Consider the following 15,368-nt stretch of genomic DNA (forward strand, 5'->3'; position numbering starts at 1 on the left):
CTACCGCCGGAGCCACAATGGATTTCTATGGCTTCTATGACGTCGCAAGCTCACGCCGCCCCGCACGACAACGAAGATCCGTACCTGTGGCTCGAGGACGTCACCGGTGACGAGGCGCTGGATTGGGTGCGGACGCGTAACGAGCCGACGCTGGCGCGCTTCCGCGACGAGAATTTCGAGCGGATGCGCGCCGAGGCACTCGAAGTGCTCGACACCGACGCCCGCATCCCGTATGTGGTCCGCCGCGGCGAGTACCTCTACAACTTCTGGCGCGACGCGGCCAACCCGCGCGGGCTGTGGCGGCGCACCACGCTGGACAGCTACCGCACCGAGTCTCCCGAGTGGGATGTGCTGATCGACGTCGACGAGTTGGGCCGGGACGACGGCGAGAAATGGGTGTGGGCCGGCGCCGCCGTCATCTACCCCGAATACACCCGCGCGCTGGTCAGCCTGTCCCGCGGCGGCTCCGACGCCTCCATCGTGCGTGAATTCGACATGCTGACGCGGGAATTCGTCGACGACGGGTTTGAGCTTCCGGAAGCCAAGTCGCAGGTCAGCTGGGACGACCCGGACACCGTGCTGGTCGGCACGGACTTCGGCGCCGACTCGCTCACCGATTCCGGCTACCCTCGGGTGGTCAAGCGGTGGCGCCGCGGCACCCCCCTCGCCGACGCCGAAACGGTCTTCGAGGGGGCACGTTCGGACGTGAACGTGGTGGCAAGCACCAGCCGGATCCCCGGCTACGAGCGCACCCTGATCGGCCGGGCTTTGGACTTCTGGAACGAAGAGGTCTACGAACTGCGCGGCCCGGAACTCATTCGCATCGACACGCCCACCGACGCCAGCGTGAGCCTGCACCGCGAGTGGCTGTTAATCGAGTTGCGCAGCGACTGGTTATTGGGCAACGCCAGCTATACCGCCGGGTCGCTGCTGGCCGCCAACTATGAAGAATTCCTCGCCGGCACAGCGCAATTGCAGGTCGTCTTCGAGCCCGACGCGCACACGGCCCTCAACCATTACGCGTGGACCAAGGACCGGCTGCTGATCGTCTCACTGGCCGACGTGGCCAGCCGCGTAGAGATCGTCACGCCCGGCAGCTGGCGGCGTGAGCCCGTCCCCGGTATTCCGGCCGCGACCAACACCGTCGTCGTTTCCGCCGACGACACCGGCGACGAATTCTTCCTGGATTCCAGCGGATTCGACTCTCCGTCGCGGCTGATGCGCGGAACCGACGGCGGGCAACTCGAACAGATCAAGTCCGCGCCGGCCTTCTTCGATGCCGAAAACATCTCTGTGACACAGCATTTCGTCGCCTCGCAGGACGGTACGCCGATCCCCTATTTCGTGGTGCGGCCCGGCGGCCCGCACGGGTCCGAGGGCCCGGCACCCACCCTGCTCTACGGCTACGGCGGCTTCGAATCGTCGAACACCCCGGGCTACAGCGGCGTGCTGGGCCGGCTGTGGCTGGCCCGCGGCGGCACCTACGTCCTGGCCAACATCCGCGGCGGCGGCGAGTACGGCCCGGCCTGGCACACCCAGGCGATGCGCGAGGGCCGGCACAAGGTGGCCGAGGACTTCGCCGCCGTGGCAACCGATTTGGTGGAGCGCGGCATCACCACCGTCGACCAGCTCGGCGCGCAGGGCGGCAGCAACGGCGGCCTGCTGATGGGCATCATGTTGACCAAGTACCCGGACAGATTCGGCGCCCTGGTGTGCAGCGTGCCGCTGCTGGACATGAAGCGCTATCACCTGCTGCTGGCGGGCGCCTCCTGGATGGCCGAATACGGCGACCCGGACAACCCGAAGGATTGGGCGTTCATCTCCGAATACTCGCCGTACCAAAACGTTTCGGCGACGCGCCACTATCCGCCGGTGCTGATGACGACGTCGACCCGCGATGACCGGGTGCATCCGGGTCACGCCCGCAAGATGACCGCGGCACTGGAGGCCGCCGGTCATCCGGTCTTCTACTACGAGAACATCGAGGGCGGGCACGCCGGCGCGGCCGACAACGAGCAGGTCGCATTCAAGTCGGCGCTGACCTATTCGTTCCTGTGGCAGATGCTCACCCGCCCCTAAGATCATCAGCGTGTCAGCGATCCAACGCATCGAACTCACGCTGCTGGCGACGGGATTGATCTTCATCCTGGTCTCGGCGGCCCAGGCGCGCTATAGGTTTATCAAGCACCGTCGCGCCGGGCGCCGGTTCTACTGGGCGACCGCGATCGTCGGCATCGTCTGCTTTGCGTTCGGGACCGGCCAGCTCTGGCCGAACGGCGTCCTCTCGGCGGCGGTCTTTTCCGCCATCGTCGCCTTCTCGGCCTACCTCACCACGCCTTATCTGAAGATCAACGGGCGCATCTACGCATCCTCGCCGGAAAACCGCGAGCCCGACCCGTAAGGAAGCCATGCCGACGAGCGACTTCGAGACGCTGCTCTACACGACGGCCGGCCCGGTCGCCACCATCACGCTGAACCGCCCCGAGCAGCTCAACACCATCGTGCCGCCGATGCCCGACGAGATCGAGGCGGCCATCGGCCTGGCCGAGCGCGACGCGGCGATCAAGGTCATCGTGCTGCGCGGCGCGGGCCGCGCCTTCTCCGGGGGTTACGACTTCGGCGGCGGGTTCCAGCACTGGGGCGACGCCATGATGACCGACGGCAAGTGGGACCCGGGCAAGGACTTCGCGATGGTCAGTGCCCGCGCGACCGGCCCCACAAGTAAGTTCATGGCCATCTGGCGGGCGTCCAAGCCGGTGATCGCCCAGGTGCACGGCTGGTGCGTGGGCGGAGCCAGCGACTACGCGCTCTGCGCGGACCTCGTCATCGCCAGCGAAGACGCCGTGATCGGCACGCCCTACAGCAGGATGTGGGGGGCATATCTGACCGGCATGTGGCTCTACCGGCTGAGCCTGGCCAAGGCGAAGTGGCACTCGCTGACCGGCCGGCCGCTGACCGGCGCGCAGGCCGCCGAGATCGAGCTGATCAACGAGGCGGTGCCGTTCGAACGGCTCGAGGCGCGCGTCGCCGAGATCGCCGCCGAGCTGGCGCAAATCCCCCTGTCGCAGCTGCAGGCGCAGAAGCTGATCGTCAACCAGGCCTACGAGAACATGGGGCTGGCGTCCACCCAGACGCTGGGCGGCATCCTCGACGGCCTGATGCGCAACACCCCCGACGCGCTGGCCTTCATCGACACCGCGCAAACCCAGGGCGTGCGGGCAGCCGTCGAGCGCCGCGACGGCCCGTTCGGCGACTACAGCCAGGCCCCGCCGGAGTTGCGGCCCGATCCTACGCACGTCATCGTCCCTGATCGCGACTGATACTGAGATGGACTAGCGAAATCCTGGCAGTGAGCTGGGAACTGTCCCCGGCCAGCCAAAAAGTGTTACCGTAACAACTATGTCTCGGCTGAGTACTGGCCTGCGTGCAGGCGCCGCATTTCTTGCTCTGGGTATCACCGCTGCGATCTTTCCGTCGACCGCGGGGGCCGATTCCACGGAGGACTTTCCGATCCCCCGCCGGATGATCAATACGACGTGCGACGCCGAGCAGATCCTGGCGGCCTCCCGGGACACCAGCCCGGTGTACTACCAGCGCTACATGATCGACTTCAACAACCACCCGAACGTCCAGCAGGCGACCATCGACAAGGCGCACTGGTTCTACTCGCTGTCGCCGCAGGACCGCCGGAACTACTCCGAGAACTTCTATGCGCCCGTCTCCGATCCGCTGTGGGTGGCCTGGCCCAACCACATGAAGATCTTCTGGAACAACAAGGGCGTGGTGGCCAAAGCCACCGACATCTGCAACACGTACCCGGCCGGCGACATGTCGGTGTGGAACTGGGCATAAGCCGCACGCCTTCAACCGCCGTCCCCCGATCGGGGGACATCCCAATCATCCGTTAACCGGATGGTCCGCCGCGCCTCCCCGCGGGATAGTTGTGCCATGCACAGCACAGGCGCTGAGTCATTTCGGGGCGAGGCCCACCGCAACAAATTCGCGGGCATCCTGGCGACGCTCGATTGGCATGAAGTCACCTGCCAATCCGACGCCGGTTGCACCAGCCGCGCCACCCACGTCGTGCACCGGCACGCCGTGGACGGCTGCAATCAGCCCTCCCTGGACCCGCTCGGCAATTCCGTCGGCATCCTATGCACCGGCTGCCTGCGCGACCTGCAGACCGAGGTGCTGCGGCAGCTTGACCGGATCAGGTCCACCCCGCGTGCCTACTGCCTGACCTGCGGCAGACCGGTACACAAGCTGAGTCACGCCTTAAGCGTGACCGACCTCCGTCAGTAGTTCGGAGTCGTGGCCGTTCGGTGTTGGCCTCGGGCTCGAGTCGCAGTTCTCCACGCCAGTGCGAATCTCGACACTCAAGCGCCTCATAGGATCAGCGCGGTTGTACCACTCCGCCCGGTGGGTGCTCGTCGACGTCGTTGAGGATCAGCTGGCGCACGGCCGGACGCGGTCCGTACGGTCGCAGCATGGTGCTGGCCGGCCGTGGACGCACGTGCTGCGGCCACCAGAACCAGCGCCCGAGCAAGGTGGCCAGCGACGGCGTCATGAACGACCGCACGATCAAGGTGTCGAACAGCAGACCCAGCGCGATCGTCGTACCCACCTGGGCCATCACCAGCAGCGGGCTGAACATGAACGTGGCCATGGTGGCGGCGAACACCAGACCGGCGGAGGTCACCACCGAGCCCGAACCGGCCATCGCGCGGATCGTCCCGGTTTTGAGCCCGGCGTGGATTTCCTCCTTGAACCGCGATATCAGCAGCAGGTTGTAGTCGGAGCCGACCGCCAGCAGCAGGATGACCGCCATCGCCAGCACCATCCAGTGCAACTTCACGCCCAGGATGTACTGCCATAAGAGCACGGAGAGTCCGAACGAGGCGCCCAGCGACAACAACACCGTCCCGACGATCACGACGGCCGCCACGACGCTTCGCGTGATGATCAGCATGATGACGAAAATGAGTGTGGCCGCGGAAATTCCGGCGATCATCAGGTCGATGTCGGAGCCGTCGTGCATGTCCTTGTACGTCGCGGCGGTGCCGCCGAGGTAGACCTTGGCGCCCTCCCAAGGGGTGCCCTTGATCGCCTCGTGCACGGCCTGCTTGATCGGTTCGATGTGTTTGATGCCTTCAGGACTCGCCGGGTCGCCTTCATGGGAGATGATCAGCCGGACGGCGTGCCCGTCGGGCGAGATGAACTGTTTGAGACCCCGGGCGAAATCCGGGCTCTTGAACGCCTCCGGCGGAAGGTAGAACGTGTCGTCGTTCTTCGCTTTGTCGAAGGCATCGCCCTGGGCGGTGGCGTTGTCAGACTGCGCTCTCGCCTGTTCGTTGAGACCCATGGTGGTCGCGTAGTTCGACATGATGGTGTCGAGATTGCGCTGCTGGCTCTCGATCTGCGGCGGTATCAGCGCCACCAACTTCGGCTGGATCCGATCCAGCTTGTCCAGGTTCGCGCTGAGGTTCACGATGTTCTCAGCCACCTGGTCGATGCCGTCGAGTGCATTGAAGACCGACCGGAGTGCCCAGCACACCGGAATGTCGTAGCAGTGCTTCTCCCAGTAGAAGTAACTACGAATCGGCCGCAAGAAGTCGTCGAAGTTGGCGATGTCGTCGCGCAATGCCTCGGTGATCTTCACGGTTTCTTTGGTGAGCCTGGTGGTTTCGTGCGTGGTGTTGCTGAGGTCCTGGGTGACCTGCATCTGCTCATGCAGGGTCGCCATCGTCTTATGCAGCTCGTCCGCCTGCTTGAGCAGGTTCGCCGCCTGCTCGTCCTGATAGTGCTGGGTCTGAATCCGCCCTGCGGCCTGCGCACCCATCTGAAAACCGAGGGTGCTGTGGTCGAGCGGCGTGCCCAACGGCCGGGTGATGGTCTGCACCCGGCCGATACCGGGGATGTGGAAGACCGCCTTGGCGACCTTGTCCAGGACCAGGAAATCGGCCGGGTTACGCAGGTCGTGATCGGTCTCGATCATCAACAGCTCAGGATTGAGCCGAGCCTGGTCGAAGTGCCGGTCCGCGGCGGCATAACCGACATTGGCCGGGGTGTCCGCCGGCAGGAAGTGGCGGTTGTCGTAGTCCGTCTTGTAACCGGGCAGGGCTAGCAGACCAACCAGCGCAACCCCGATGGTCACCGCGAGTACCGGTGCGGGCCAGCGAACGACCACGGTGCCCATGCGACGCCAGCCCCGGGTCTGCAGCACGCGCTTCGGATCCATGAGCTTGAAGAACGAAGCCACCGTCAGCACCGCCGGGCCCAGCGTCAAAGCCGCCAACACCGCGACCAGCATGCCGACCGCACAGGGCACCCCCAGCGACTGGAAGTACGGCAGCCGGCAGAAGCTCAGGCAGTACATCGCGCCGGCGATGGTCAATCCCGACCCGAGCACGACATGCGCGGTGCTGTGGAACATGGTGTAGAACGCTTTTTCGCGCGACTCGCCCAAACCGCGGGCTTCGTGGTAACGGCCGACCACGAAGATCGCGTAGTCCGTCCCGGCGGCGATCGCCAGCAGCACCAGCATGTTGTTGGCGAAGGTCGACAGCCCCATGACGCCGTAGTTGCCGAGCGTCGCGACGACACCGCGGGCCGCTGCCAACTCGATGAAGACCATGACCAGCATGATCAGAACTATGCTCACCGACCGGTACACGAACAGCAGCATCACCACGATCACCAAAAAAGTGATGAGAGTGACCTTCGCTACGCCCTTCTCACCCGCGTGGGACTGATCGGCAAACAGCGGACCCGCCCCGGTGACATAGGCTTTGATTCCCGGCGGCGCGGGCACCGAGTCCACAATCTTGCGGACGGCCGCGGCAGACTCGTTCGCCAGCCCGCTGCCCATGTTGCCGGCGAGGTAGACCTGGACGTACGCGGCCTTTTGATCGTGGCTCTGGGAACCCGCCGCTGTCAGCGGATCGCTCCAGAAATCCTGAACGTGCTGAACGTGTTTCTTGTCTTGCTCGATGCGCCTGACGATCTCGTCGTAATAGCGATGAGCCTCCGCCCCGAGCGGCTTGTCGCCCTCCAGCAAGATCATGGCCGAGTTGTCAGAGTTGAACTCTTTGAACGTCGACCCGACCTTCATCATCGACTGGAAGGATGCCGCGTCAGTCGGACTCATCGACACCGCGTGGGTTTTGGAGACGACCTCCAGCTGCGGGGCCACGGTGTTGGTGACGAACACGATGCCCAACCACACCAGGACGATCGGCAGGGCCAGCTTATGGATCATTCGCGGCAGGAACGGCGGGATCAGCGGCTGATCCACGCGCGGCGGAGCCTCGCTCGGCTCGCTCATGCGGACTTGTCCAGGCAGTAGACGAAGGCGTTCACGGTTTGGCTGGGATCTGAGCGGTTCGGAGTCTTGATGACGTCACCGCTCCCGTCGTGCTTGTTCACCACGAACTGGCAGGCGATCCAACTGCCGTCTCCTTGCGCCACCAGGTTTGCCGGGATGCCGGGTTTCGTTGAACTCAATACTTTGCTCCAGGGCAAGGGCACGTTGAGGGCCTGCTGCGGATGGGAGTTCTCGTCGAGGTAGTTGATGGTTGCCGTGCTGCCCGGTGGCCCCCAGACTTCGAGCGTGATCGTCTTGGCGTTGAACTCATCGAGGACCTCGCCCGAGGTGCCACCACCGAACGAACCTTTGTGAACGCCGAAGACCCCGTGCAATCGGTATACGACGAATCCCGAGACCGCGACGACAGCTGCGATCGTGAGCACCAGCCAAAAACGCCCCAGAAGCCCCTTTTTCCTAGCACGCTGCGGGGCGACCTTGTCGCCCTCGCTGCCCGCGGAGCCCTGCTTCATTAGTGGCTCGGTCCTTGGCTCAGTCGTCGTCATGGGCCCTTCAAGTCTTTCACCGGTTACAGTTCGCCAAGCCACAGCGCTCCGGCCCCCTTCCTGAGTTCATGAGGATTGCGCGATGAGGCCGATGCACGTGGCCGTCAGCAGGCGGGTGAGCGCGGACGCGAAGTCCAGATTCCACTCCGGCGGAACCACTTCGGGCTCCTCGGCATAGACGTCGGTGAGACGCTCCGGGGGGTTGGCGACCTGCCAGAGCGTGGCCGCCAGCGAGTACGCCGCCAGCAGGATGTCGAGCGACCCCGACCGCCCGAGCTCGGGCAGCGCACTCTCGATGGAATCCGCGAGCGAGACCGTGGCCGCGGTGCTGATCCGCTTGACCTCGATGACCCGTTCCGCATCCACCTCGTGTTCCAGGTGCAGATGCAGGTTGGCCAGCAGGTCGCAGAACAACGGGTCGTCGGCCAGGGCCTCGGCGAGCGTCTCGGCGATGCGCGAGGGCGACTTCGCGCCGGGTTCGGCCAGCTTCTCCGACACGGTATTCGACCATCGCACCCAGCCCTCGGCGGACAGGTGCAGCAGAACTTCCTTGTGCGAGGTGAAGTAGCGGCGCACCGCCGAGTAGTGAATTCCGGCGCGGCTGGCGACCGCCGTCAGGGTGACCGACGCGACGCCGGCCTCTATCGCCAACGAGCGTGCGGCCTCCACGAGGGCCTCCGCACGTTGGCGCTTTTTTTCCTCAGTGCGGGCGCGCTGGAATGTTAGTTGCGCCACCGGCTGAGCGTAACGCACGTTGCGTGATTTGTATAACGCACGTCACATGATTTGTGGCGGGTCACTCTCCGACCCCGAAACAGGTAAAGGTGTAGCCATGCTCATCGTCCGGTGCCCATCGAGCCCCTCCGAGTAGCCCGTGCAAACCATCGCCCTGATCGGGTTTCTCGGCGGGCTGATCACCGGCATCTCGCCATGCATCCTGCCGGTGCTTCCGGTGATCCTGCTGTCCGGCATGGGCACCGGAGCCCGCAGGCGCAGCGTGAGTTCCGCGGCGCGACCGTACCTGGTGATCGCGGGCCTGGTGTGCAGCTTCAGCCTGGCCACTTTGATCGGCTCGGCGCTGCTGACGGCGCTGCACCTGCCGCAGGACGCGATCCGGTGGGCCGCGCTGGTGGTGTTGATCCTGATCGGGCTGGGATTGATCTTCCCACCGATGCAACACCTGATCGAGCGGCCGTTCGCGTATTTCCCGCAGCGCCAAATCGGCTCGGGCACAGATGGTTTCGGTCTGGGGCTGACGTTGGGCGCGCTGTATGTGCCGTGCGCGGGGCCGGTGCTGGCGGCCATCGTGGTGGCCGGCGGGACCTCGTCGATCGGCCCCGGCGCGCTCGTGCTGACCGCGACGTTCGCCATCGGCAACGCGCTTCCGCTGCTGGCCTTCGCGCTGGCCGGGCGGCGCGTGGCCGAACGGGTGGCCGCATTCCGCCGTCGGCAGCGCGCCATACAGATCTCCGGTGGGATCGCGATGATCGTGCTGGCCGTGGCGCTGGTGTTCAACTTGCCCGCGATGCTGCAGCGTGCCGTCCCGGATTACACGACGGCAATGCAGAACAAGCTGGGGGCCAACGACATTCAGCGCAACCTGGGCCCGGCCCCCACCCAGCAGCCCAACCACGGCAGCGGGCTGCAGCTGAGCCCGCCCAGCACCACCGTCGACGGGGCGTTGAGCGACTGCTCCAGCGGCTCTTCCGACCTGCAACAGTGCGGACCGGCCCCCGCGCTGACGGGCGTCACCGGATGGCTCAACACCCCGGACGGCAAACCGCTGGACCCGGCGTCGGTGCGCGGCAAGGTGATCCTGATCGACTTCTGGGCCTATTCGTGCATCAACTGTCAGCGCGCCATCCCGCACGTAATCGATTGGTACAACCGGTATCGCGACAGCGGGTTCCTCGTTGTCGGGGTGCACACGCCCGAGTACGCGTTCGAGCGGGTGCCCGCCAACGTGGCCAGCGGCGCCGCCGACCTGCACATCACCTATCCGATCGCACTGGACAACGACTACGCGACGTGGAACAACTTTCAGAACCTCTACTGGCCGGCCGAGTACCTGATCGACGCGAATGGGCAAGTGCGCCATACCAAGTTCGGTGAGAGCGATTACGACGGAACCGAGAAGCTGATCCGCAAGCTTCTGGTCGACGCCCACCCCGGCGTCCAGCTGCCCCCGCCGACGAACTCGCCCGACATGACGCCGCAGACCAAGCTCACGCCCGAGACCTACCTGGGTGTCGGCAAGTCCGGAAACTACGGCGGCGGCGGGGATTATAAGGAGGGCGCCGCCACGTTGAGCTTCCCGCCGAACCTGACCGACGGCAAGTTCGCCCTGCGCGGCCGCTGGACCCTGGACGACCAGGGGGCGACGGCGGACGGCGACGACTCCGCCGTTCGGCTGAACTACACCGCGAAAGACGTCTACGCCGTCGTCGGCGGCACCGGCACCCTCACCGTGACCCGCGACGGCAAGACCACCACGACGCCGATCGGCGGAGCGCCCACGCTGCACCGGATCGTCGCCGACGACTCCGCGCACCGCGATCAGCTGGACATGGGGGTTAGCAAGGGCCTGCAGGTGTTCTCGTTCACGTTCGGCTAGGCGCCGGGTTCACGACTTCTTCACCAGACCGCCCAGCATCGCGGTGATCACACCGAACGCGACCAGGGCGGTGCCGGCGAGCAACGTGGCGTTGAGCCATTGGTGCAGACCGGATTCGGCGTGTTCGACCATCACCTCGGCGACGCGCCGGACGTTGCCGGTGGTGCGGTTAAGCGCATCGTTGAGGTAGCGAGCGGCGACCTCGATGCCCGCCCATCCGCCCGCACCGACGAGCAGCGCCGAGACCCCCAGACTGCTCAGCGCCTTGCCGCGGCGGCGGGCGGCGGCCACCGTGAGCAGCGCGCAGACACCGCACAGCGCCGCCGCCCCCACACTGAGCCACGGGCCCCAGGTGGACAGCCGGCTCAGCCGTCCTTTCCATTGCGGGACCGAAACAGTCAGCGGGACAGTGAGTTTCGCGGGGACCGTCACGTTGTGGCGGCTCAGCAGCGGCTGAATCGAGCCGTCGTTGAGCATCGGTGCCACGTCGACCGCCCACTGGTTGCCGTCCCCGCCGGCGCCCGGGTCGCTGAACAACCAGCCGTGTGCCGCGCGGTTCGCCTGGGCGAACAGCGGCGGAAACGCGGGCCCGGCGGTGAAGGCACTGGCGGCCTCGTGCACCTCCGAACTGTCGACCGGATAACGGCCGCCGTGCTCGGCGATGAGAGCCATTGCCCGGGCGCTCAGTTCGGCCGCCATGGCCGACTGCAGAGCCGGATCGGTCGCCGCGCGCTGCGCCATCGCCGCGTAGCCGTCGGGGTCAACGACATGCAGCTGCGTCCACGCGGCGGGAACCGCCACCGCAAGCGCGAGCGTGGTGATGAGCCACAACAGCGCGGTCGCCGCGAATCGCACGCCTGCGAATCTACGCAATCCCCCGCACATAGGCGGCCTGCCCGAGGTGCTGGGCGCAGTCGTCGATGATGCTCACCAAGCGAGCGCTGGCCGTCACCGGTGGGTCCCAGTTGGTGTCCACGACGCGGGCCAACTCCTCGGCGGTCACCCCGGCGAGGTATTCGAGGGTGAGCTTGTGCACCGCGTGGTAGTAGCCGGACAGCAGATCCGCGGGCGCCTTCACCTTGGCCACGTCGTCGGGCCCGTGGCCATAACCGCTGTCGTCGCGCGGCAGGTCCAGTCCGAACCGGTCCACCCAGCCGTCGCGGAACCACACCTGCCCGACGCCGGCGACATCGGCCAACTGGATGTCCTGCACCCGCGCGCTGTGCCAGAGCAGCCAGGCGATGCTGTTGGCGTTCGGGGCCGGCCGATAGCCGGACACCTCGTCGGTCAACCCCTCGGTGATCTGGTCGACGTGTTCGATCAACCGGGTGAACGCGTCGCGGAGCAGTTCTTGAACGCATGCGTCGGGATTCGCCATGTCTCCGACACTACGGGAGCTAAATGACCTGGCACGACCTACCGAAACGGTCGTAGATTGTTTGGATGACTTACGACTTGATCATCCGCAATGGCACCATCGTCGACGGGCTCGGGGGTGAGCCGTACGTCGGTGACGTGGCGGTGCAAGACGGCGTCATCAAGGCTGTCGGGCACGTGAACGGAGAGGCCGCGACGCGGGAGATCGACGCCACCGGGTTGCTGGTCACGCCCGGCTTCGTCGACCTGCACACCCACTACGACGGCCAGTCCATCTGGTCGGAGCGCCTGACGCCGTCCTCGGCGCACGGGGTGACGACGGTGGTGATGGGCAACTGCGGGGTCGGCTTCGCCCCCTGCCGCCAGTCCGACCACGACGTGCTGGTCGACGTGATGGCCGGTGTCGAAGACATTCCCGGCGTGGTCATGACCGACGGCCTGCCGTGGACGTGGGAGACCTTCCCCGAATACCTGGACGCGCTCGAGGCGGGCAAGCGGGACATCGACGTGGCGGCGTATCTGCCGCACTCGCCGCTGCGCGTGTATGTGATGGGCCAGCGCGGCGCCGACCGCGAGCCGGCCACCGACGAGGATCTGGCGAAGATGCGGGCGCTGGCCAAGGAGGCGATCGAGGTCGGCGCGCTGGGCTTCGCGTCGTCGCGGCTGACCATCCACAAGACCGAAAGCGGCTCGCCCATCCCGAGTTACGAGGCCGCGCGGGAGGAGATCGAGGAGATCGCCCGCGGCGTCGTGGACGGCGGCGGCGGGCTGCTGCAGTTCGTTCCCGACATCCCGTCGGGCGGCTACCAGCCCGTGCTGCAGATGGTGTTCGACGTCGCCGAGGACGTCGGGCTGCCGGTCACCTTCACCCTCGTCGTCGCCAACTCGGGCGACCCGACCTGGCCGGACGCCATCACCATGATCGAGAAGGCGAACAGTGCCGCCGATGGCGGCGAAATCCGAGTAACCGCGCAGCTGCTGCCGCGCCCGGTCGGGTTGATCATCGGCCTGCAGCTGACCGCCAACCCGTTCGTGCTCTACCCCAGTTACCGGGAGATAGCGCACCTGCCGCTGGCCGAGCGGGTCGCCGAAATGCGCAAGCCCGAGGTCCGCGCCCGCATCCTGGCCGACAAGCCCGGGCAGGGACACCCGATCCTCTACGTGGCGCAGATGTGGGACTGGATCTTCCCGCTGGGCGACACCCCCGACTACGAGCCCGACCCGTCGACCAGCATCGGGGCCCGCGCCCGCGCCCGCGGCGTGGATCCGATGGAGGAGGCCTACGACCGGCTGCTCGACGACGACGGCCGGGCCATGCTGTTGGTCGCGACCAGCAACCTGCAGAACAACTCGCTGGATACCGTCGGCGAGCTACTGCACCGCGACGACGTGGTGCTCGGCCTCGGCGACGGCGGCGCCCACTACGGAATGATCTGCGACGCCAGCTACTCGACGTACTTCCTGACGCACTGGGCGCGGGACCGCAAGGCCGGACGGTTCACGGTGTCCGAGGCGGTTCGCGAGCTCACGTCGGTGCCGTCCCGCATCGCCGGGCTGGGTGATCGCGGGCGGGTCGCGGTCGGCCACAAGGCCGATCTCAACGTCATCGACCACGCCGCATTGCGGCTGCATAAGCCGATGATCAGCTACGACCTGCCCGCCGGGGGGCGGCGCCTGGACCAGACCGCCGATGGGTATGTCGCCACGATTGTGGCGGGAGAAGTGATCGCGGAGAACGGCGTTCCCACCGACGCCCGCCCAGGCAAGTTGGTCCGTGGCCGCCAGCCCATCCCCGCAGCCTCGCGATAACGCCCCCAAAAGTGGCATATACCAGCTAAGTTGGGTCCGTGACGAACCCGCATTTTGCGTGGTTGCCGCCAGAAGTCAACTCGGCACTAATATTCTCCGGTCCAGGTCCCGGGCCGCTGCTTGCTGCCGCGGCGGCGTGGGACGGGCTGGCCGGGGAGTTGGCATCGTCGGCATCGTCGTTTTCTTCGGTGACGACAGATCTTGCCACCGGATCCTGGCAGGGCGCGTCGTCGGCGGCCATGATGTCGGTGGCCAGCCAGTATGTGAGCTGGCTCAGCGCCGCGGCCGCGCAGGCCGAAGAGGTATCCCACCAGGCCTCGGCCATCGCGACCGCGTTCGAGGTGGCGCTGGCGGCCACGGTGCAGCCCGCCGTGGTGACGGCCAACCGGGCGTTGGTGTCGGCGTTGGCGGCCAACAATCACCTCGGGCAAAACACCCCGGCGATCGCCGACATCGAGGCCGCCTACGAGCAGATGTGGGCCTCGGACGTGGCGGCGATGTTCGGCTATCACGCCGACGCGTCGGCGGCCGTGGCCAAGTTGCCGCCCTGGAATCAGGTGCTGCAGAACCTCGGCTTCTCCAACACCAGCACCGCGGTCACACGCCCGGCCAGCTCCGGCGCGGTCGCCCGCGGCTACACGTCGCGCATCGCCGGGTTCCTGCGGCCGACGGGACCGCAGTAGTCCCGGGCCGCACCTATCCTGGGAGATCATGCGCACCAAGAAAAAGGTCGATCTCAAGGCGCTGGCCGACGCGCTTGTCGACTTCCCCTACGCGTACCTGATCACGGTCGACGACGGGTACCGGGTGCACACCGTGACGGTCGAGCCGCAGCTGCGTGAAGCCACCCTCGATGTCGGACTCATCGGTGGGCGCACCCGGAACAATCTCGCCCACCGCGCCGACGTGACCCTGTTGTGGCCGCCCGCCGAACCGGGCGGCTACTCCCTGATCGTCGACGGCAGCGCCGAAGTGACCGACGCCGGCGATGAAACCGCCCGCCTGAGCGTGGTTCCCACCCGCGCGCTGCTGCACCGCGACGCCGACTCCCCCGACGCGGCCAAGGGCTGCCTGCACGACTGCGTGGTGTTCTCGCTGCCGGCGTGAGGCCGTACAGTCTCATCCGTGAGCCGTGTCGCACCGCTCGCCCCGCCGTGGAGCGAAGAAGATGCCGCTGGCATCAACAGCTGGGGTCACCCCGACCGCACCTACGAGCCGCTGCTCTTGGTGCGTTGCCTGCAGCGCCATCCCGCGCTCGCCTCCCGGCTGCGCAAGCTCGGCGAATCCCTTTATGTCGCAGCGCTTTTGCCCGGACGGACGCGGACCATCGCCATCCTTCGCATCTGCGCCCTGGTCGGCTGTCGGTACGAGTGGGGCGGACAGGCGGCGTTCTGGGGGCCGATCGCGGGGGTCAGCGACAACGAGTGCGACGCGCCGGTCACCGGCTGCGCGGACGACCCACGCTGGAGCCCGGCCGAGCGGACGCTGATCGAGGCGGTGGACGAACTCGAGCGCACCGGCTCGTGGTCAGAGGCGACGTGGGACGCGCTGGGCCGCGACCTGACCGACGAGCAGCGGATCGAATTGCTTACCGCGGTCGGCTGGTACCGCACGATCTGCACGTTGTGCAACGCGCTCGCGCTTCCGGTCGAGGGCTGGATGCGGCCCTGGCCGGAGTCAGGGCGCTGAGCGGTCCCTG

The 15,368-nt window shown here is 66.6% G+C and carries 14 protein-coding genes and 1 pseudogene; 10 read left to right on the forward strand and 5 right to left on the reverse strand.

Translation table 11 applies throughout. The features are described 5' to 3' along the window. Positions 1-36 precede the first annotated feature (36 nt). The 5 genes from G6N50_RS16795 to G6N50_RS16815 all read left to right on the forward strand — a co-directional run bounded on the left by G6N50_RS16795 (position 37) and on the right by G6N50_RS16815 (position 4,302). A complete protein-coding gene (locus G6N50_RS16795) occupies positions 37-2,079 on the forward strand; it encodes a prolyl oligopeptidase family serine peptidase (protein ID WP_083095004.1) in 2,043 nt (680 codons plus the stop codon). 10 nt (positions 2,080-2,089) lie between these two features. After that, the gene (locus G6N50_RS16800; RefSeq protein WP_083095003.1) at positions 2,090-2,401 is read left to right on the forward strand and encodes a hypothetical protein; all 312 of its coding nucleotides are present in this window, start codon (positions 2,090-2,092) and stop codon (positions 2,399-2,401) included. Positions 2,402-2,408: 7 nt separating this feature from the next. Beyond that, positions 2,409-3,320, forward strand: a complete 912-nt coding sequence (locus G6N50_RS16805; protein WP_083095002.1) for a crotonase/enoyl-CoA hydratase family protein — start codon at positions 2,409-2,411, stop codon at positions 3,318-3,320. A 79-nt stretch (positions 3,321-3,399) separates the two neighbouring features. Next, a complete protein-coding gene (locus G6N50_RS16810; RefSeq protein ID WP_083095001.1) occupies positions 3,400-3,852 on the forward strand; it encodes a DUF5078 domain-containing protein in 453 nt (150 codons plus the stop codon). A 96-nt stretch (positions 3,853-3,948) separates the two neighbouring features. Beyond that, complete coding sequence (locus tag G6N50_RS16815; protein WP_232068767.1) at positions 3,949-4,302, forward strand: hypothetical protein; 354 nt, start codon at positions 3,949-3,951, stop codon at positions 4,300-4,302. A 91-nt stretch (positions 4,303-4,393) separates the two neighbouring features. On the opposite strand, the gene G6N50_RS16820 is transcribed toward G6N50_RS16815, so the two are convergent. The 3 genes from G6N50_RS16820 to G6N50_RS16830 form a co-directional block, all read right to left on the reverse strand. Continuing rightward, positions 4,394-7,324: an MMPL/RND family transporter gene (locus G6N50_RS16820; RefSeq protein WP_083095000.1), complete on the reverse strand. Its 2,931-nt coding sequence runs from the start codon at positions 7,322-7,324 to the stop codon at positions 4,394-4,396. Beyond that, the gene (locus tag G6N50_RS16825) at positions 7,321-7,869 is read right to left on the reverse strand and encodes an MmpS family transport accessory protein (protein WP_083094999.1); all 549 of its coding nucleotides are present in this window, start codon (positions 7,867-7,869) and stop codon (positions 7,321-7,323) included. Before G6N50_RS16825 ends, G6N50_RS16820 begins: the two co-directional genes overlap by 4 nt. Before the next feature lie 66 nt (positions 7,870-7,935). Continuing rightward, complete coding sequence (locus tag G6N50_RS16830; RefSeq protein ID WP_142275534.1) at positions 7,936-8,622, reverse strand: TetR family transcriptional regulator; 687 nt, start codon at positions 8,620-8,622, stop codon at positions 7,936-7,938. 121 nt (positions 8,623-8,743) lie between these two features. Here G6N50_RS16830 and G6N50_RS16835 point away from each other — a divergent pair, with 121 nt between their 5' ends. Further along, on the forward strand, positions 8,744-10,483 hold the full coding sequence (locus G6N50_RS16835) for a cytochrome c biogenesis protein DipZ (protein WP_083094997.1): 1,740 nt from the start codon (positions 8,744-8,746) through the stop codon (positions 10,481-10,483). A 9-nt stretch (positions 10,484-10,492) separates the two neighbouring features. On the opposite strand, the gene G6N50_RS16840 is transcribed toward G6N50_RS16835, so the two are convergent. Beyond that, positions 10,493-11,338: a hypothetical protein gene (locus G6N50_RS16840; protein WP_083094996.1), complete on the reverse strand. Its 846-nt coding sequence runs from the start codon at positions 11,336-11,338 to the stop codon at positions 10,493-10,495. Positions 11,339-11,348: 10 nt separating this feature from the next. Further along, complete coding sequence (locus G6N50_RS16845; protein WP_083094995.1) at positions 11,349-11,861, reverse strand: mycothiol transferase; 513 nt, start codon at positions 11,859-11,861, stop codon at positions 11,349-11,351. Positions 11,862-11,926: 65 nt separating this feature from the next. Here G6N50_RS16845 and G6N50_RS16850 point away from each other — a divergent pair, with 65 nt between their 5' ends. The 4 genes and pseudogenes from G6N50_RS16850 to G6N50_RS16865 all read left to right on the forward strand — a co-directional run bounded on the left by G6N50_RS16850 (position 11,927) and on the right by G6N50_RS16865 (position 15,358). After that, positions 11,927-13,669 carry an N-acyl-D-amino-acid deacylase family protein gene (locus G6N50_RS16850; RefSeq protein WP_083094994.1) on the forward strand — a complete coding sequence of 581 codons (1,743 nt, stop codon included), beginning with the start codon at positions 11,927-11,929 and terminating at the stop codon, positions 13,667-13,669. Between the two features lie 38 nt (positions 13,670-13,707). Then, positions 13,708-14,328: pseudogene (locus G6N50_RS16855) on the forward strand (PPE family protein); the annotation flags it as partial. Between the two features lie 52 nt (positions 14,329-14,380). Next, positions 14,381-14,776: a hypothetical protein gene (locus G6N50_RS16860; RefSeq protein ID WP_083094992.1), complete on the forward strand. Its 396-nt coding sequence runs from the start codon at positions 14,381-14,383 to the stop codon at positions 14,774-14,776. Positions 14,777-14,794: 18 nt separating this feature from the next. Beyond that, positions 14,795-15,358: a carboxymuconolactone decarboxylase family protein gene (locus tag G6N50_RS16865; RefSeq protein ID WP_083094991.1), complete on the forward strand. Its 564-nt coding sequence runs from the start codon at positions 14,795-14,797 to the stop codon at positions 15,356-15,358. Positions 15,359-15,368 lie beyond the last annotated feature (10 nt).

The sequence above is a fragment of the Mycobacterium mantenii genome (genome assembly GCF_010731775.1).
GTDB classification, from domain to species: domain Bacteria; phylum Actinomycetota; class Actinomycetes; order Mycobacteriales; family Mycobacteriaceae; genus Mycobacterium; species Mycobacterium mantenii.